Here is a 20,008-nt window from a genome sequence, read left to right as displayed (position 1 = left end):
GTAATGAGAAAGAAAATTATTTTTAGTATTGTTGTTTTGGGCAGTGCATTGTTTAAGATGTATGGACAAATGGGCATAGACACAACAACGCCAAGAGGTGCTTTAGATATTAATAAGCCTGTCACCAATACTTCCGGATTGGTAATTCCTACCAATTCAGATATGGATAATATTATTAACCCTCAGGGAGGTAATGTTGCTGTTGGGACTATTATATATGATTCCACTCTGGATTGTATTAGATTTTATAAATTAAACGGATGGTCACGGTGTGTGTCTGACAGGAAAGGAAGACCACCTGTTTTGCGTATGGCCCAGTGGGCTGTTCCTGCGGGGATGCCTTTTAATTCTCAACTTACTGACACCAATAATTATGGAACTTCCGGAACATATAATAAAGTTTCCGGAATTCAGATTACGAATATCACCTCTACTTTATCAAACATGACGGCTGATGAATTACTTACCAACTTTGATATGATATGTACAGGATGGAATGGGTCTAACTTACCTGCTGCTGATGCTGCGAAGATTAAAGAGTATGTAGATCGGGGTGGGGTTGCCCTTTTACTATTTGACAGAAATGTAGGAACGGGATTGCTTCAGGCCTTTGGAGGTAACGGAACTGTGGGTAGTGGTGCAGTTATTGCGAGAAGTACAAATGATGTTGTAAATAATGGTATTTTCGGTGATGTGAGAGATATTGCATTATCAGGTGCTGATACTGCTGGAAGAATACTAATGTCACAACTCCCTGCAGGTGCAAGGCTTCTTGCTACTGAGGCCACAAATAATGCTGGAGGGTGGATTGCAGGAGCGGATGGAAGGGCTATTTTCTTTTGGGATGAAGGAGTTTTCCGTGCATCTGTAACAGGAGCTATAGATACTCCTCAGGAGAGATTTATTCATAATGTAATTGCATATGCTTTGGATAAAACGGGATTATAATTTGTTTTCAAATATAAAAGCACATAGGTGATTTAATGATCTAAATTCAGATTTATTTTTAGAGATCACTAAATTGATACTGAAAAAATAATGATTTTTGAGAATCTGGCCGTAAAAAGGTGGCTGTTTTTAAACAACACCTTTTTATGATGTAATATTTTTCTTAAAAAATTGACGGGAAATGGACTGTACTATACATCCTAATTGTCATCAATTTTTAAGTTCTGTTGAATATATTCTGAAGGAGTGATTCCCTCAATTTGTTTAAAAACTCTATTGAATGTAGATTGATTTGAAAACCCTGCTTCAGTATAGACATACATGAGAGTAGTTTTCTGAAAATCAATTTCTTCTAAAAGTTTTTTTACATAGTTGATTCTATAGGTATTGAGATAAATGTTGAAATTAGAATGTCCTTTATATCGAATTGCTTTAGAAATATAAGAACTGTTGACATCTAGCACAACGCTTAATCGTGAAAGGTTCAATTTAACATCCTTAAAAAGCATTTCCTGGTTCATGGCTGTTTCTATTCTTTCAAATAATTTTTCCATGCCCTCAATATCTGCAATGTCTGTTGCGCTTTTGGGTTCATAAGGTTTAGCCTTTGGGAGAGGCGGTGAATCTGCATGTTCCAGTATTTCTTGCTTTTTGATTTTGTCTTTGTAATAAATCAATAAGGATACGACCAGAATATTTGAAATAAATAAATTGATGTCTGTAAACATGACCTCCCTTTGAGTATGCTTTGGAAAGGCATATTTCAAATTGTCAGCGGTGATACTGGCTGTAATAATTATGATCAGAGTATACGCAACATACTTTATGGTGCCTTTTTTAGAAAAAAAAATATAAGCTCCTAAAGGAATGGGTAATAACCATGAGAAGCTGGCTACAGAATTTTCCCAAAAAGCAAGCATGAGATAAAAACCGAATATGGGGGCAAGTATGAGATAAGTATTTACAATGAGGTTGGGAGAAAATCTTTTTCGTGCAAATGAATAACCGGATCCTAAGAATAAGATCCCTGTCGGCAGATACCAGGATAGAATTTTGTCGGGTATAAAAAAAATAAAAATGATGGAGTAGACTCCTAAGATAGAAATCATAAGAATCACATATCTATCCATCAGTTCCAGTTTTAACCTATGTATCTGGTCTTTTTTTATTTTCAATGTGGACATTTAAATTAAATATTATAATAATTGTTAATGAAATCTAATAAATCATTCTTTTAATTATCTGATTTTGAGATTTTTATGAATGTTAAATCAATTTCTAGATTATCATTTATAGTTGATTTTTTTTGAATCTTCTTAAGGAATAACTTTGCAAAAAGCTTGTTACAAAATCAAAAAAGATTGATTATAAATGAAGTTTTAATCTTAGGTTATTATAATAGTTTTTATGAATTTTCTTTCAAATATATTTTTCGAATTTATGACAAAAATTTAAATAAAGAAAAGAAAAATAGTTTTGAGGTTATCTTTAACAATAAAATCTTATGGTAAAAAATAATTTATGATTTAGAAATTCAAGAGAAGTTAATCAATCCTTTATACCATGTAATAGTCAATAATTAAGAACACAAATGTCATCCAATAAATAAAACACAAATGATGATTTTTTAATACTGATGAAGTATATAATGAAATATTTTATCAATTTTCTAACCAAAATAAAAATACAATTAAAATGAGAAAAGGAATACATTTACTTATGTTTGTTGTTTCCGGGGTATTATTTTCCCAAGTGGGGATTAATACTACCAACCCACAAGGAATCTTCCATATTGATGGGGCAAAAGATAATCCTACTACAGGAGTTCCCACTGCGTTGCAGCAGGCCAATGACTTTACGGTGACTCCAACGGGAAGAGTTGGGATCGGAACTGTTTCCCCCAATGCTTCAGCCATGCTGGATGTGAATGTCGATGGATTGGCTTCCGGGAATAAGAAGGGCTTTTTAGGACCTAAGGTTGCCCTTACCTCGCCAACAGATCAGGTTACAATTGCTTCACCAGCGGTGGGGTTGCTGGCTTTTAATTTGGGAACAGCCGGACTTAATTATGTAGGTTATGTCTTTTGGAACGGAACGGAATGGAGATCACTTAATAACAGTTCACTTACCCCTGGGACTATTGGAGCTCTTGTATGTAATGGGGTGACATTATCACCAAGTACTTACACTGCCGGGACTCCCTATACGGGAACCATGAATGTTCCTTATACAGGAGGAAATGGAGGAACTTATCCTGCACAATCCATAGGACCCGTGAATGGGCTTACAGCAACTCTTTCCTCAGGAAATTTTAATTCTGGAGCAGGCACATTGAGTTATACGGTGGCAGGTACCCCAACAGTTACCAGTCCCATTACTACAACTTTCCCAATAAATATTGGTGGAAAATCCTGCTCCGCAATAGTAGGAGGGGGTGATGGTATTGGGCTTGGAGAGTTGATTTACTATAAAGCTACTTTACCTGCAGGGCCTGCCAATGTTTGGATGAGTGCCTATATGCCTGACCTTCCTGTTTTGGGTGGGAAACTAAGGCTCGATGCCTGGTTTAATGCAGATTCTAGTGTTGGACCTCAGTCGGTTACAATGTATCCGAGAATGGTTAATGTCTCTTCATCACCAGTGAAGTTTTGGTTCAGTGCCCTCACGACTGTGGATAGGTTCAATGCTGGAAATTATCTTTTGGCACCAAGTATACCAACAGGGAGTGGAACCTCTCTTGCTCCTTCTGCATTTGTGGAATTGGATAACGGGATTTATTATAACTTAGGATATAATGATATGGTAGGGTCAAGCACACCAAGGGTAACAGGCAGTGGTGGTTCAGCACATCAGGAGGTTTTGACGATGGACCTTTCATTGGATGATAAGTGGTATAGAGTGTATTACTTCCCAATTGTGGATAATAAGAATACAGCTACAACCGCAGATGATACCAGAGATATCTATTTATCTATCCAAAGGCTATATTAATCAAGTTTCGTTATCATGAGGTGATATCCTGAAGACGGATAGACGCAATGATTTCTTAGTTTGATTTAATAATATGCACTGTATAATGAAGTATTTATATAAGGATTTACAGCTGATTAAGCCGGAGATTTTTCTTAATAAGAGTAAAGAGGAAATCGTCTCAATGTTAGGACATGGTTTTAACTATTGGCATTCAGAGATTTGGAGCTATGCTGTGCCTCAAAAGATGTTTGAAAGCCGCAGATGCCTTCTCCTTTTCTTTGAAGATGATGTTGTAAAGCAGTCATACATAAGAAGATATTATTTTTGGGACTGAATGAAATAAATAATATCAGGTAGAACGTCCAGTTATAATTGTGATTTTTTCATCTTGCTAATTTCCATATTTTGGTGATGAATCTTAATTCTGCCTGATTTTTTAATTTATCAATATGTAATTTTTAAATAATGGTATTTGATTTTAAAAACATTCATATAGGAGCGTGTATTAAGGAAAGATATGAGAGCTTGGGAATTTCAATGATTCGGGTTTGCAATTTTCTTAATATAACAGACGATGAGGTGTATGAAATGTTTATGCAAAAAAGTCTGGATACGGAAGTTCTGTTGAGATGGAGTAAGCTTTTAGAATATGATTTCTTTAGAATCTATACCCAGCATATCATCATATTTGCACCGCAAGCCAATATGGGATATAATACAGTTAGTCCCAAAAAGGATTCTTCTCTTCCGCAGTTTCGGAAGAATGTATATACTAAAGAAGTAATAGATTTTGTTTTGGAACTTATCAGTACCGGGCAGAAAACAAAGCAACAGGTAATAGAGGAATACAAGATTCCTAAAACTACACTTTATAAATGGGCTAGTAAGTATGATAAATCTTAAGTAGGTTTTTCATTTTGATAGTTAGAAATAAATGGTTGGCTCATGCACTGAAATATTAAATTAAAAACATTGAATATATGATAGAACAAGCTCCTGATTATATAAGAATTTATACTGATATCATTGCCATGAAGCATCCTCAAAAACTTGAAATATGTGCGCCTATTTTACAAAAAAAAAGATTGACGGCATTGGATGTTCTTAAGCTTAATGAAATTGTCTTCGGATTAGAAGGAATTGAAACAGAAAAATTTAATCAAAGACATAAGTCTTATGATAAGTCTGCTATTATAAAAATTTTAAATTTTCAAAAAGACCATGGATATAATAATACTCAAATGGCGAATCAATTTAAAATGAGTAGAAATACTTTAGCAAAGTGGAAAAAAAGTTTTGAATGTAATCAATAATTTTACATTTAAAACGGTTTTTAGAGATTTTAATTTAATGGTGCTTAGGCACCATTTTTTTGATATTATGAGATGGTTTTATCATTAAATACAATTTAATGATATTTATCATATTTATTAAAATGATAATTTATTTAAGGTCTTATAGTGGTGGGTATTAATAAAATATTATAATAAATTTTGAAAAATTATCATGAAAATTTTATAAGTCTACTTGTTTTGTAGACTAAAAGTTTATAGATTTGCAACCATATTTCGATCGGCTTATAAAGAAAGATGGAGGGAACTGACCCTACGAAGTCTTGACAACCTGCGTTATGTAAGGTGTTACATTCAGCCTTTAAAGGAAAAATAAGCATTTGGTTTATCGTATTTATCGATGCCCTTTGCTGTTTTTTCAGTAAAGGGCAAAATTTTAATATATGGTAAATAAAATTGATTATGATTAATAAAAATCTATTTAATTCTAAAATTTGGATTCCACCCGTTGCTGTATTTTTCTTAGGAATTGTAAGTGTAAGCGGGCAAAATTCCAAACCGAAAAAGGATACTCTTAAAGAAAAGGAAATTGATGAAGTGGTTGTGGTGGCTTACGGAAAAGCAAAAAGAAATAGCTACACCGGTTCCGTAGCAACAATTTCCAGTGATAAAATCAATAACAGACCTGTGACCAACATTACCAAAGCATTGGAAGGACAGGTTCCCGGAATTCAGGTTACCGGTGCATCAGGACAGCCTGGAGCTACTTCTACGATCAGGATCAGAGGGGTAGGTTCGGTTAGTGCTTCCAGTGAGCCTTTATACGTTGTGGATGGGATTCCTTTTGACGGAAACATCAATGCGATCAGTCCTAATGATATAGAATCCATCAGTGTTTTAAAAGATGCTACGGCAAGTGCTTTGTATGGTTCAAGAGGAGCGAACGGAATTATTATCATTACCACAAAATCCGGTAAAAAAGGAGAAGCCAGGGTAAACCTTAACATCAGCCAGGGGTTTTCAGGCAGAGCGGTAAAAGATTATGAGCAGGTCACTACGGATCAATATTTCCAATTGTATTGGGAGGCAATGAGAAACGGATACCAATCCGGTCAGATTTCTGCACAACAGGCAGCACAGATGGCAACAGACAATATTGTATCTGGTACCGGATTATCAATTAATCCTTATGGAGCTAATTATCCAAAACCAGTGGGAACAGACGGGAAATTATTACCGGGGGCGAGAGCTTTATGGAATGATGACTGGAGAGATGTTCTTCAAAGAGTTGCTTCCAGAAATCAGGTTGATCTAGACATCAGCGGGGGAAATGAAAAAAGTAATTATTTCTTTTCATTAGGTTATCTAGATGATAAAGGAATGGCTATTGAATCTGGGTTTAAAAGATACAGTACGAGATTAAAAATAAATTCTGAAGTTAAAAAATGGTTGAATGTTGGAGCGAACTTAAGTTACACGAACAGTATTCAGCAGGCTCCAAGTTCTTCAGATTCTAAGGCGAGTAATATTATTCAGGCGGCAAGGGCAATTCCGTCTTTTTATCCTTATTATGAAAGAAATCCGGATGGATCTTATGTAGTGGATGCGGAAGGGAACAAGATTTATGATTTTGGAAGATACAGACCTACTGCGGCACTTCAGAATCAAAATTTAGCGGCAAGTTTACCATTGGATAAAAATGAAAATAAGATCGATAATTTTTCAGGGAAAGGATTTATGGAGTTTACATTTCTTCCGGAGCTGAAGTTTAGAACAAGTTTTTCTGTTGATCTTGTTAGCTTTAATGAGCATTTTTATACCAATCCGCTTCTTGGACAAGGAAAGGAGACCGGAGGATCTGTAAGAAAAGCGAATAGCAGAACACTTTCCTATACGACCAGTAATATTCTGACTTATGATAAGAGGTTTGGAAAACATCATATTAATGTATTGGGAGGTCATGAATTTTATAAATATGATTACCAAATTATTTCCGGTAGCAGACAAGGTTTCTCATTACCCAACTACTATGAGCCTGATGCAGCCTCTCTGTTAGTGGATTTTGGAGGGAATAGTGATAAATTAAGCTTGTTGAGTTTCCTTGGAAAGGTGGAGTATGATTTTGATAATAAATATTTCTTATCTGCATCTACAAGAGCTGATAGTTCTTCAAGATTTTCAAAAGATAACAGATGGGGGACATTCTGGTCTGTAGGAGGTTCATGGAAACTTTCAAATGAAGAATTTATTAAAAATCTAAATTTCTTCAATCAGTTGACATTACGTGCAAGCTATGGAGGACAGGGGAATGATAAATTATTAAGGCCCAATGGACAGAGCCTTTATTATGCTTATCAGGAATTATACAGGGACTCACCTCTAGCTGGTGAGCCTGGAAAAACGTTGGAGAAAGTAGGAACTCCTAATCTGAAATGGGAAACCAATCTTAATTTGAATGTAGGACTTGAGTTTGCCATTCTTAATAACAGAATTAAAGGAAACGTAGAATATTTTGAAAGAAAAAGTAAAGACCTCCTCTTTAATGTACCGGTTGCTCCGTCTTTAGGGATCACTGATTATCCGGCCAATATTGGAACAATAAAGAATACAGGTTTTGAATTTTCATTATTCACAACACCTATTAAAAATACGGACTTCCAATGGAACGTGGATATTAATCTGAGCACCTTAAACAATACGGTAACTAAATTGCCTAAAGGTCCTCTTGTGGTAGGAACAACCAAACAATTGAATGAAGGGGGATCTGTATATGATTTCTTTATTCCGGAATGGGTAGGAGTAGACCCAAGTAATGGAAAACCATTGTGGAAAACCATTACAAAGGATGCTAATGGAAATCCGGTGGAAGGAACAACTTCAGAATATGCCAAGGCTACAAAAATGCTGCAAGGTTCTGCTCTGCCTAAGTTAACTGGAGGAGTCAGTACGAGCATTAATTATAAGAATTTTGATTTTTCTGCATTATTGACATTCAAGATTGGGGGGAAGATTCTGGACACAGATTATACTTCAATCTTACACAGTGGAAACTTAGGTGGACGCGCATGGGGTACGGAAATGCTAAACAGATGGACTCCTGACAATCCTTATACAGATGTTCCGGCTTTAAATACAAAAACGAATAACTGGACTTCGGTTTCTACAAGGTTTCTTTATTCAGGAACGTATGCAAGGCTTAAGAATGTAAGCTTAGGATATACATTACCATCTGATTATTTTGAAACAATTGGATTGAAGAAGTTCAGAATTTATGTTCAGGCAGAGAATCTTCTGACTTTCTATAAACATAAAGGAATGGACCCTGAACAGGCACTGGACGGGACCACATATTACAGATATCCGGCTATGAGAACGATTACTTTTGGTCTTCAGGCAACGTTTTAACCCTTAACATTTGAAATAATGAAACAATTAAAATATTTATCTTTTGCATTAATTGGATTATGGTCACTCACAAGTTGTGAAAGTGAGATGGATACTGCTCCTACGGATCAGGCGAATAGTGTAGAAGTTTTCAAAACAGCCGAAAGTGCAGAAACAGTAATTAACGGAACCTGGGCGAAATTCAATAATGACGGAACTACTTTTGCTAATATCGGGTACTCAACTGTATTAAGAGCAAGTGATGCTATGGGAAGCGATGTAGCTGTGTTAACCAATAAGTATGGCTTTTCATCGACCTATGATTTTACAGAAATGGTGAATAATACAGCAGCCCGTCCTTTATTTATCTGGACAATGTTGTATTCCACCATCAATAATATGAATAATGTTATTGCCAAAATTGATGCAGCAGAGGGAAGCCAGGCAAAGAAAGATCAGGTAAAAGGTCAGGCAAAAGCATTGCGTGCGTTCTGTTATCTGAATATTGCCAGTTTTTATCAGTTCAGTTACCTAAAAGATAAATCGGCTTTAACGGCTCCAATCTATACGGAGCCTTCATCAACAAGCAGTGTTGCAAAGAAAAAATCCAGCCTGGAAGATATTTATACTTTGATTAAAAGTGATCTTACGGATGCTGATAACTTATTGAAGAATTATACAAGAAATAAAAAGGATAAGATCAACCGTAACGTTGTCAACGGGATTTTAGCAAGAGTTTATTTGAATACCGGAGAATGGACTAAAGCTGCTGCTGCTGCAAAAACAGCAAGAGAAGGTTTTGCATTGATGACTCCGGAAAAATATAAGGAAGGGTTCAATGATATTAATAATGGAGAATGGATCTGGGGGCATGCACAGACGCAAGAGATGTCGGATGCAAGTTATGCCTTCCATTATCTGGATGTGTCTTCATCAGGGAGTTATTATTACAGTTTCATGGCCGATCCTTATTTTAAAAAACTGTTTGATAGCAATGATATCAGATCTGAGTTATTTTCATGGGATGGACTTCCAGCAAGGGAAGGATTGTTGAGATATGCTAAATTCAAGTTTAAGTCAACACTTATTGCAGATATTGTTTATATGAGAGCGGCTGAAATGTACCTGATTGAAGCTGAGTCAGAAGCAAGAAATGGAAATCCAGCTCAGGCAGTAGCTGTTTTAAATCAATTAAGAGCAGCAAGAAATGCTAATGCTTATACAGGTTCATTAGCACAAAATGATGTGGTAAATGAAGTTTTGATTGAAAGAAGAAAAGAATTGTTTGGAGAAGGCTTCTCACTTTCAGATATTATCAGAACGCAGGGAACAGTGGAAAGAAAGCCATTTGTAGATGCAGAAGGAAAGCCTATTAAAGTTCAGGTGACCACTTCTAATGGAACAGTAAAAACAGTTGATGGAAAAGGGCATAGCGTATTTGATCTTCCGAATAAGACTCCGTTTGTTCCGAATAGTCCGTATTATTTATTCAGTATTCCATTGAAAGAGATTGAAAATAATCCCAATTTATAATCTATAGTCCATATTAGATTTGATTTTTTAGCCACCGCTTTTGCGGTGGTTTTTTATATAAAATGACTGCCTTAAAATAAGGCAGCCATTTATCATTGTATCAATAAAAAAGTTCTGTTTGTAATTAATTTTTATATACTTTGACAAAAGATAATACAAACATTATTTTCGCCAAAGAACCCTACTCTCCGAGGTCTCCAGCTTTGGAGAATGTTTATAAATTACTTTTATTTATTTACTCAAAGCCTTGAGACTTTGCGCAGCGGGGGAATCAGGAAGCTTTTTTATAAATTCTTTGATTTTAATGTCCTGTAGCCCATCATGTTGCATGTAATGTTCAATTTTTAATGTTTTACTATAATCTTTATGAGATATTTTATACCTTAATATATCAAAAGAAAATTTTGATAGCTCTATTCTTAATTTTTCCATTTCCAATGGATGAACCTCAGTGTCTTTTTCAAGCATCTCTGCAAAATCTAATAATTTTTTGCATATGTAATAAATTTCATCCTTAAGAAAGATAGGAGGAAATCCTAGTAAAAAATTTATTCGGGAAAGTATGATGTTTTTAAAACCATACTCTTTTATTCCGTAATAATATTCTAATTTATTAACATTTATATCAGCATTTAATATTAAAAAATTTACTACTTCTTTAGGGTTTACCTGATTTGAATAAAAATTTTTCAATTCTCTGATGCTTGTCCATCCTGCTCTGTGTAATGATAAGTCTGCTTGATTTAAATAAGCAAATAAAAATACACAGAGGTTATATTCTAATTTTATTTTTTTCATATTTTCATTAAAAAGGCTACCACCAACGTTTAACATATTTTGGGTTCAAACTTCTTATATCCAATTGCATACGACCTTCTATCAGAATTCTGCCAGAATTTTCTGTACCACCAATATGAGGAGTAGGGGTTACCCCCGATTTAGGGACTGTAAATTCTATATATCCACCACCACGATTACCACCTGCTGCCTGTCCCAAGTGTACTTTCGATGGACTTATAAAAGGTTCCATTTCAACATCAACTCCATATGGTTTAGGTGATGAAACATTTATAGACTCCTGCTCTCCGAAGTCTCCCGACTTTGGAGAACATTTGTAAAATTACTATTATTTATTGGTTCAAAGTCTGGAGACTTTGCGTAGCGGGGATTCTATAACCTAGGTTATAAAATAAAATTCCTGCCTCAAAATGAGGCAAGAATTTATGATTGATACAATGCAAATTTAATAGCAGATATAGCCCTTAAGTTTTTATTGTATTTGAATTAATTTTAGTCGTACATATATTCTTTTCCCGAATAGAATTTCAACTCACTCCTTAATACTGGTAGAACTTCTTTTTTAAAATATTGATCATTAAAATACTTGTTATCAGGAGATATATAAACCTCTTTTTCCAGAAAATCAATAAACCTAATTCCATCTGTAGCATTGAAAAAATATTGTTTTTTAACATTTTTTTCAATAATAACAACCTTTAATTTATTAAGTTTATGAACAAATTTTGAGTTATGTAATTGAGCATAGCTCTTGATATTTTGTAACATACAATTATTTTGTACCCTATACTCAGATTGATTAAGCGCTAACTTTTCAGATAATGAATAATTTAGTAAAAAATATTCTTCATATCTATCTTGATTTCCCGCATAATTTATAGTTATTAAAATCTGTTCATTGGAACATTTTTTTCCACAGGAAAAACAAATAAATAAAACCAAAAGGAATAAAATAGTATTTTTCATGACTTTTAAATTTATTTCAACCATTTATATCTTCCAATATATGGAATTGTTTGTAATGGCATGCTTATAAAGTGATGATTGATGTAATAATAGTTGAATCCACATCGCTTTCGTCGAAGAACCTTCTTCTCACGACTGTGGGGAATGTTTATAAAATTACTATTATTTATTGGCTCAAAGTCTGGAGACTTTGCATAGCGGGGATTTTAAAAGCTTGTTAATAAAATAAAATTCCGGTCTCAAAATGAGACCGGAATTTATTATTATTAAAATATAAATATTCTGTTATATTATAAGCTCTTCTCTGGTGTAGAAGCTCATGCAAAACAGTTATCACTATCAAAAATGAAGTACCCTGTTATAGAAACAATAATTTTTTCTCGTAAAATTTCCACTTATTACCTTTTTTTAAAAAAAAATAAATTTCTGTTTTACCTCCTTTGGAATTAGCTGCTATTTTGTCAACAACTAAGAAAGCTTTTTTTTGGTTTTTGTAGATATATAAATTATTTAAAGAGATCTCAATTGTTTTTCTGATCCCATAAAATCCTTTATTAGGCTTTACTAATACAATATTATATCCGTCAATTTTTTTTATCGGAATATTATTTATTTTGAACTTGGTGAAATACATAGAGTCAACATTTAATCTATCATTTCTCATTATACCCTGACAAAATTCACATTCTTCAAAGAAAAAACTATCATAGCTAACATAATTTTCAATTTTTATGGTATTTTGGCGTTTTTCTTTATTCAACAAAATTTCATCAGTTAAGGTATAATATTTATCTATAGAATCTAATATAATAGGTAAGTTTTGATTTATTATATCACGACCAATATCTTCTGATGTTTCCTTGTTGCAAGAAGTTAGGAGAACTAACAAAATAAAAAACACTATATACTTTAAATTCTTATCCATTTTTAATAAATTAAAATTTCCAGCCATATTTGTATGATAAATTAATTGTTTCATCATTTTTGATCATGGTTATTTTTCTTACAAATATAATGAGTGCTTATTTGAGATCTATTCTATGTATTATGCTTTTTTTTAGAATTTTTGGTTGTTTTGATTGAGACCGTTAATAAGTATGGCATTTATTTTGAAAATAAATAACAATTGAATGATAAATATGGTTTTTAAAAAAAACGGTAAAGATTAATTTTTTTTAATTTTTGTCATATATTTAAAATTCTATGGATTACCTGTTTTATAAAAAATCTTTACCTTTGTAACAATGAATCTGTTAAGATGGATACTGGCAATTTATTTCATGGCGTTATCATTGATGCCATGTGAAGACTTGTCTCATCCATTAAATTCAGGAAACAAAAGTATTTCTTTAAGTATTTCTGAGACTCATTCTACAGACCAAGGAGATATTTGCTCACCATTGTGTGCTTGCAGCTGTTGCCAGATGACGGTTTCTGCATTTAAAATGGATCCTTTATTGGAACTCCCTGAGCAGATTCCTGCTTATTTTTCAAAGAAGATCTTATTTCACAAAAACGACTTCGCTTACCAGATATACGATCCTATCTGGCAGCCTCCTAAAATTTAATTTTATTGATTGTTAGAAAGTTATGCTTTCTAAGCCTACTTGAAACTTTGCAATACCATTGCAGAGGTTTTCATGATATTTTTGCTGCAGTATTCTATACTGTATGCCTATATTTTCAATAAAATTAAATAAAAATCGTGTTAGATAAAATCATAAAATTCAGTATCAAGAACAAGGCTGTCATTGGGATAATGACCTTGGTATGGGTTATTTGGGGAACATGGAGTGCTACCAAGTTACCCATTGATGCCGTACCGGATATTACCAATAATCAGGTTCAAATTATTACGGCTTGTCCTACATTGGCAGGACAGGAGGTGGAACAATTGGTAACGTTTCCCATTGAGCAGAGTATTGCTAATGTTCCGGATATTCAGGAAACAAGAAGTATTTCAAGATTTGGACTCTCTGTTATTACAGTAGTTTTCAAGGAAAATGTTGATGTTTACTTTGCCAGACAGCTCATCAATGAACAATTAAAAAATGCCGTTGAGGAAATTCCCAAAGGAGTAGGAACTCCTGAATTGGCTCCTGTAAGTACAGGGCTTGGGGAAATATATCAATATATTCTTCACCCTAAAAAAGGAAGCGAAAAGAAATACAATGCCAAGGAACTTAGAACCATGCAGGATTGGATTGTTCGAAGACAGCTTAACGGAACACCCGGAGTGGCTGAAATCAATAGCTTTGGAGGAGAATTAAAACAATACGAAGTAGCCATTGATCCCAACCGGCTGAAGGCGATGGGAACAAGTATTACCGAAATATTTACTGCGTTAGAAAAAAATAACCAAAATACCGGAGGGGCTTATATTGATAAAAAGCCTAATGCTTACTTTATCAGAGGGATAGGGTTGGTGTCTTCTTTAGAGGATATTAAAAATATAGCCGTAAAAAATGAAACAGGTAGTGTTCCTATCTTTGTGAAAGACGTGGCAGATGTTCGTCTAGGAAGTGCTGTTCGATACGGAGCTTTGACGTATAACGGAAAAGTAGATGCTGTAGGAGGAGTAGTGATGATGCTGAAAGGTGCCAACAGTAACGAGGTGGTAGAGAATGTTAAAGCAAAGATTCCTACCATTCAGAAATCTCTTCCAGATGATGTAGTCATTGAACCATTTTTGGATAGGACAGATTTGGTAGATAGAGCCATCAGTACTGTTGAGAAAAATCTGATGGAAGGAGCCCTAATTGTAATTTTTGTTCTTGTAGTCTTCCTGGGGAACCTAAGAGCAGGACTTATTGTAGCCTCAGCCATTCCGCTTTCCTTGTTATTTGCATTGGGAATGATGAATGTCTTTGGGGTAAGTGCCAATCTGATGAGTTTAGGAGCAATAGACTTTGGACTTATTGTGGATGGAGCTGTTATTATCGTTGAAGCAACCTTGCATTTGCTTCACAATAAAAATAAAGGGATGCTGACCCAGGTTCAAATGGACCAGGAAGTGGGGACTGCGGCCTCTAAAATGATGAACAGTGCTATTTTCGGACAGATTATCATTCTGATTGTTTATGTTCCGATTCTTACACTGGCAGGAGTAGAAGGAAAAATGTTTACGCCAATGGCTAAAACGGTAGGTTTTGCAATCATTGGAGCTACGATATTATCCATTACCTATATTCCGATGATGAGTGCATTATTTTTATCTAAAAAAATCTCACATAAAGAGACGCTTTCAGATAAAATGATGAATGCAATACAGAAGGTTTATCAACCATTGTTACAAAAAGCAATTAGAGCTAAATACATTATTGTTTCAGCAACAGTAGCCGTTTTTGTGATTGCAGCATTTATCTTTAAAAATATGGGGGGAGAATTTATTCCACAGCTACAGGAAGGAGATTTTGCATTCCATTGTATCCTGCCACAAGGAAGTTCACTTAGCCAGAGTATAGAAACTTCAATGCAGGCTTCAAGAATTATCAAACAATTTGATGAGGTGAAAATGGTAGTCGGAAAAACCGGATCTGCTGAAGTTCCTACGGACCCAATGCCGCCAGAAGCTACCGACATGATTGTGGTTTTAAAGCCACAAAGCGAATGGAAGACCAAAAAATCCTACAATGAGCTGGCAGATGAGATCAGTGAAAAACTGGAAACCATTCCCGGAGTGTTTTTTGAGAAAAACCAGCCTATTCAGATGCGTTTTAATGAATTGATGACAGGGATCAGACAGGATGTTGCGGTGAAAATATTTGGTGAAAACTTAGATTCGTTAGCAGTGTATGCTGATAAGGTTGGAAAGATTATTCAGACGGTGGATGGAGCTACTGCACCTCAGATTGAAAGAGTAAGTGGTCTGCCGCAGATCAATGTACAATATGACAGAACCAGAATTGCCAATTACGGATTGAATATAGAAGATATCAACAATGCAGTAAGTACTGCCTTTGCTGGGAAAGCTGCCGGGCAGGTTTTTGAAAATGAAAGACGTTTTGATTTGGTAGTCCGCCTTGACAGTCTTCACAGAACCGATATTTCGGATGTGAATAACCTGATGATAACCTCAGCTACTGGAGCTCAGATTCCGTTGTCGCAGGTTGCAAATGTAAATTATAAACTTGGCCCGGCACAGATTAGCCGTGAGCAGGGAAAACGTAGAATTGTAATAGGTTTTAACGTTAAAGGACGAGATGTGGAAAGTGTGGTAAAAGATATTCAGACCAAACTGGATAAAGTGAAATTACCATCCGGATATTACTTTACCTATGGCGGACAGTTTGAAAACCTTCAGGAGGCCAGTAAGCGTCTGATGATTGCAGTTCCTGTATCATTACTGCTTATTTTTATGTTGTTGTATTTTACATTTAAATCATTCAAGCAAGCTGCTTTGATCTTTACAGCTATTCCAATGAGTGCGATTGGAGGTGTTTTTGCACTTTTAGTAAGAGATATGCCATTCAGTATCAGTGCCGGAATTGGATTCATTGCATTGTTTGGAGTTGCAGTACTTAATGGAATTGTACTGATCGGAACCTTTAATCAACTTGAAAAAGATGGTGAAACCGATATTTTAAAGCGCGTTTTTGAAGGAACGAAAACAAGGCTAAGACCTGTTCTGATGACTGCAACAGTAGCTTCACTTGGATTTTTACCGATGGCTATTTCAACAGGAGCAGGAGCAGAAGTACAAAAACCATTGGCAACCGTAGTTATTGGTGGTTTGGTAACGGCTACCTTCCTTACTTTATTTGTTCTGCCAATGCTGTACATTATTTTTAACACAAAGGTCTTGAAGAGAAAGAATAAGAATATGCAATCATTTACCATCATTCTAGTATTGGGACTAATGATGCTGGGACAGACGTTTAAAGCGCAGTCCAGACCAATCTCTGCGGAAGAAGCAGTTCAGATGGCGATCAACAATAATTTAACCTTACAATCAAAGGATTTAAGCATTAAATCAGCAGAAGCTTTGCGCCCAACGGCTAAAGAACTTCCCAAATTAAGCTTTGATGCGCAGCTAGGGCAGTACAACAGTCCGAAGTTTGACCAGTCTTTTGCCATTTCACAGAGTATCCCTTTTCCAACGTTATTTAAAGCCAGAAAAGAGCTCATCAATGAAAATATTAAGAGTAGACAGATTGATAAAGAAGTTACCATCAACGAACTGATTAAAGACGTTCGTACTTATTATTATCAGATTGAGTATTTTCAGTATAATAAAGAAAAACTGACCAATCTTGCCGGTTTTTATGATGAATTTATCAGAATTGCAACCGTAAGATTCAAAGCAGGGGATATCAAGAAGATCGAAATCAATACGGCAGAAACCCAAAAAGGAGAAATCGATTTGTTATTAAGACAGAATGAAGTGTACCTAAATAATGCATATAAAAATTTAAAAACCCTTCTGAATACTTCTGAAAATTTGGAAGTTCCGTTCAATACAAACTATGAACCTCTGAAAGCTGAAAATGTTTTGGATAGTAGCGTAGTTGCGAATAATCCTACAGTAAAAGCTTTCTATCAGGAAATGGAAATTGCGGAGAAGAATAAAAAGGTTGAGAAAGCAACAGGGTTGCCTGATTTTAGTTTGGGATATACCAACCAGTCACTGATAGGTTTTCATACCATCAATGGACAGGAGAATTTTTATGATTCAGGAAAACGTTTTCAGTCGGCAACGGTAGGAGTGGCAATTCCACTGACATTTGGAGCTACAAAAGCAAGAATGCAGGCACTGGAATATGATAAGCAGGTAGCGGAAACCAATGCAAGAATGCAAAAGAAGCAGCTTACTGCCCGGTTGGAAAATGCTTTTAATCAATACCAGCAAGATATACAGCAATATGATTACTATACCAATCAGGCGTTGCCCAATGCTGAAAAAATTGTAAAAGCAGCTCAGTTAGGATATAAAACTGGAGAAATCTCCTATGTAGAATACCTTTTTGCCTTGCAAACAGCAACCAATATTCAGTTAAAATATCTGGAATCCATTCAGCAGGTAAATCAGGCTGTAGTGACTATTAATTCAATCATTAATAAATAATATGAAGTCGATTGCATACGACCTTAGCATAAATAAAAATTCAAATATGAAACTCAAATATAATATCATAGCCTTTGTACTCATCTCTCTGTTGGCGGTAAGCTGCGGAAAAAAAGAAGCTGCAGAAGAAAAAGCTCCTGAAAAAACAGAACAGAAAGCACCTGCGCATGAAGAAGAACCGCAAACCATTGCTTCTTTAACGGAGGAGCAAATGAAATCTGTGGGTGTTGTTTTAGGATCAGTAGAAATGAAAGAACTCACCTCTACAATTAAGGCCAATGGTCTCCTGAGTGTACCCAACAGTAATAAAGCAACCATCACTTCCCTGTATGGAGGTATTATTAAAACAATAAACATTCAGGTAGGAAGCATTGTGAAAAAAGGACAAGTGATTGCAACAATCGCCAATCCTGAGTATATTCAACTGCAGGAAGATTATTTAACCACCAATAGCAGAATTACTTATGCTGAGCAGGAATTCAGAAGACAAAGAGAGCTTTTTGATAATGATGCCGGAGCTAAGAAGAATCTTCAAAATGCCGATGCAGAACTGAAAACCCTAAGAACCAAAAGAGCGTCCCTTTTGAAACAACTTCAAATGATGGGAATCAATCCGGGAAATGTAAACAATGGTAACATGAGGTCCGGTTTGGTAATTACCGCCCCAATCAGTGGTACAATTAGTGGGATAACGGCACAGATAGGAAGCTATGTAGATATTTCATCTCCTGTGGCTACAGTAATTGATAACGGTTCTATTCACCTGGATCTTCAGGTGTTTGAGAAAGATCTTCCAAAGATGAGAGTAGGACAGATTGTGCATTTCAAACTGACCAATAATCCCGAAACAGAATACGATGCAAAAATTTATAGCATTGGCTCTTCTTTTGAAAATGAGAGCAAAACCATTTCAATGCACTGCGAAGTGATCGGAAATAAAGCCGGATTGATTGATGGAATGAATATTACCGGGATTGTAAGCCTTGATAAGAGCACAACACCTGCTGTTCCTACCGAAGCCATCGTAGAGGCAGACGGGAAATTCTATGTCTTTATTCAGACTGATAAAAAAATGGAGGAAGAACATGACGAAAAAGGAAAACCACATTCTAAAACTTTAAACTTTGAAAAAATAGAAGTAGTGAAAGGAACTTCGGATATGGGATATACTGCTATTACTCCAGTTGGGAATATTCCGGATAACGCTAAAATAGTAGTGAAATCTGCCTTTTTTGTGAATGCCAAATTAGTGAATTCAGGAGAGCACGAACATTAATAATAAAATAGAATTAAAAAAATGGCCTTAAAAGAAGAACTTGAAAAACAAGGGAACTGGTTATTTAAATACCGGAGTTTCCTTCCGATAGGAATTTTATTTGTAGGATTAATTGTTTTTATTCAAACCAATTTGCAGGAGAAAACATCGGACTGTATCATCTATTATGAATTTCTGTTCCTACTCGTGAGCCTTGTAGGTTTAGCAATCAGAATATATACTGTGGGGTATACTCCCAAAAATACCTCAGGAAGAAATACTGCGGAAGGGCAGGTTGCCGATACCCTTAATACTACCGGAATCTACAGTATGGTAAGAAACCCTCTGTATTTAGGTAATTTTTTTATGTGGCTGGGACCTGCACTTATGACAGAAAATATTTGGTTTATCATATCCTTTATCCTTTTCTATTGGATCTATTACGAAAGAATCATTTATGCCGAAGAGCAGTTTCTTGAAAGAAAATTTGGAAATAATTATAGAGCCTGGGCAGATAAAGTACCGGTTTTTATTCCTAAATTAGGGAGGTTTACTAGCAACAGGTTATCATTCAGTATCAAAAAGGTAATTAAGAAAGAAAAAAATGGACTTTTTGCTGTTTTTTTAATTTTTATGGTCTTTGACTTAATTGGCGAATGGATAAAAGAGCACGATCATTATAATATGATTTTTATGATTGGCTGTATTGTCACCATGCTCATCTATATCGTCCTTAAAATAATTAAAACAAGAACATTCTATCTGGAAAATACAAGGTAAAATCAATTAAAAAAT

General features: G+C 35.1%; 15 protein-coding genes and 1 riboswitch. Of the genes, 10 read left to right on the top strand and 5 right to left on the bottom strand.

The features are described from left to right. The first annotated feature begins 3 nt into the window (after positions 1–3). Positions 4–948, top strand: a complete 945-nt coding sequence (locus NBX25_RS11665) for a hypothetical protein (RefSeq protein ID WP_250253723.1) — start codon at positions 4–6, stop codon at positions 946–948. 200 nt (positions 949–1,148) lie between these two features. Here NBX25_RS11665 and NBX25_RS11660 read toward each other — a convergent pair whose 3' ends face one another. Next, complete coding sequence (locus tag NBX25_RS11660; protein ID WP_250253722.1) at positions 1,149–2,078, bottom strand: helix-turn-helix domain-containing protein; 930 nt, start codon at positions 2,076–2,078, stop codon at positions 1,149–1,151. 565 nt (positions 2,079–2,643) lie between these two features. Here NBX25_RS11660 and NBX25_RS11655 point away from each other — a divergent pair. The 5 genes from NBX25_RS11655 to NBX25_RS11635 all read left to right on the top strand — a co-directional run bounded on the left by NBX25_RS11655 (position 2,644) and on the right by NBX25_RS11635 (position 10,130). Further along, entirely contained in the window at positions 2,644–3,939 is a 1,296-nt protein-coding gene (locus NBX25_RS11655) for a phage tail-like protein (protein WP_250253721.1), read from the top strand. A gap of 447 nt (positions 3,940–4,386) precedes the next feature. Continuing rightward, positions 4,387–4,824 (top strand): transposase, encoded by a 438-nt coding sequence (locus NBX25_RS11650; RefSeq protein ID WP_123858763.1) that lies wholly within the window; start codon positions 4,387–4,389, stop codon positions 4,822–4,824. A gap of 77 nt (positions 4,825–4,901) precedes the next feature. Continuing rightward, positions 4,902–5,234 (top strand): helix-turn-helix domain-containing protein, encoded by a 333-nt coding sequence (locus tag NBX25_RS11645; RefSeq protein ID WP_250253720.1) that lies wholly within the window; start codon positions 4,902–4,904, stop codon positions 5,232–5,234. Positions 5,235–5,495: 261 nt separating this feature from the next. Then, positions 5,496–5,592: riboswitch (SAM riboswitch) on the top strand. Positions 5,593–5,675: 83 nt separating this feature from the next. Then, on the top strand, positions 5,676–8,618 hold the full coding sequence (locus NBX25_RS11640) for a SusC/RagA family TonB-linked outer membrane protein (RefSeq protein ID WP_250253719.1): 2,943 nt from the start codon (positions 5,676–5,678) through the stop codon (positions 8,616–8,618). Between the two features lie 18 nt (positions 8,619–8,636). Next, on the top strand, positions 8,637–10,130 hold the full coding sequence (locus tag NBX25_RS11635) for a RagB/SusD family nutrient uptake outer membrane protein (RefSeq protein WP_250253718.1): 1,494 nt from the start codon (positions 8,637–8,639) through the stop codon (positions 10,128–10,130). A gap of 231 nt (positions 10,131–10,361) precedes the next feature. Here NBX25_RS11635 and NBX25_RS11630 read toward each other — a convergent pair whose 3' ends face one another. From NBX25_RS11630 to NBX25_RS11615, 4 genes are all read right to left on the bottom strand, one after another. Further along, complete coding sequence (locus tag NBX25_RS11630) at positions 10,362–10,964, bottom strand: hypothetical protein (RefSeq protein WP_250253717.1); 603 nt, start codon at positions 10,962–10,964, stop codon at positions 10,362–10,364. Continuing rightward, on the bottom strand, positions 10,945–11,160 hold the full coding sequence (locus NBX25_RS11625; RefSeq protein WP_250253716.1) for a hypothetical protein: 216 nt from the start codon (positions 11,158–11,160) through the stop codon (positions 10,945–10,947). Before NBX25_RS11625 ends, NBX25_RS11630 begins: the two co-directional genes overlap by 20 nt. Positions 11,161–11,420: 260 nt before the next feature. Beyond that, a complete protein-coding gene (locus tag NBX25_RS11620; protein ID WP_250253715.1) occupies positions 11,421–11,894 on the bottom strand; it encodes a hypothetical protein in 474 nt (157 codons plus the stop codon). A gap of 358 nt (positions 11,895–12,252) precedes the next feature. Then, on the bottom strand, positions 12,253–12,876 hold the full coding sequence (locus NBX25_RS11615; protein ID WP_250253714.1) for a hypothetical protein: 624 nt from the start codon (positions 12,874–12,876) through the stop codon (positions 12,253–12,255). 262 nt (positions 12,877–13,138) lie between these two features. Here NBX25_RS11615 and NBX25_RS11610 point away from each other — a divergent pair, with 262 nt between their 5' ends. From NBX25_RS11610 to NBX25_RS11595, 4 genes are all read left to right on the top strand, one after another. Continuing rightward, positions 13,139–13,462 (top strand): DUF6660 family protein, encoded by a 324-nt coding sequence (locus NBX25_RS11610; protein WP_123909221.1) that lies wholly within the window; start codon positions 13,139–13,141, stop codon positions 13,460–13,462. Between the two features lie 137 nt (positions 13,463–13,599). Further along, entirely contained in the window at positions 13,600–17,958 is a 4,359-nt protein-coding gene (locus tag NBX25_RS11605; RefSeq protein WP_250253713.1) for a CusA/CzcA family heavy metal efflux RND transporter, read from the top strand. Positions 17,959–18,004: 46 nt separating this feature from the next. Then, a complete protein-coding gene (locus tag NBX25_RS11600) occupies positions 18,005–19,234 on the top strand; it encodes an efflux RND transporter periplasmic adaptor subunit (RefSeq protein ID WP_123909219.1) in 1,230 nt (409 codons plus the stop codon). 21 nt (positions 19,235–19,255) lie between these two features. Next, positions 19,256–19,993, top strand: coding sequence for a methyltransferase family protein (locus NBX25_RS11595; RefSeq protein ID WP_123909218.1), 738 nt, complete (start codon positions 19,256–19,258; stop codon positions 19,991–19,993). Positions 19,994–20,008: the final 15 nt, after the last annotated feature.

It is taken from the genome of Chryseobacterium sp. Marseille-Q3244 (genome assembly GCF_940807095.1).
GTDB lineage: Bacteria > Bacteroidota > Bacteroidia > Flavobacteriales > Weeksellaceae > Chryseobacterium.
Note: the sequence above shows the minus strand (reverse complement) of the source record. Positions and strands in the feature narration are given on the sequence as shown.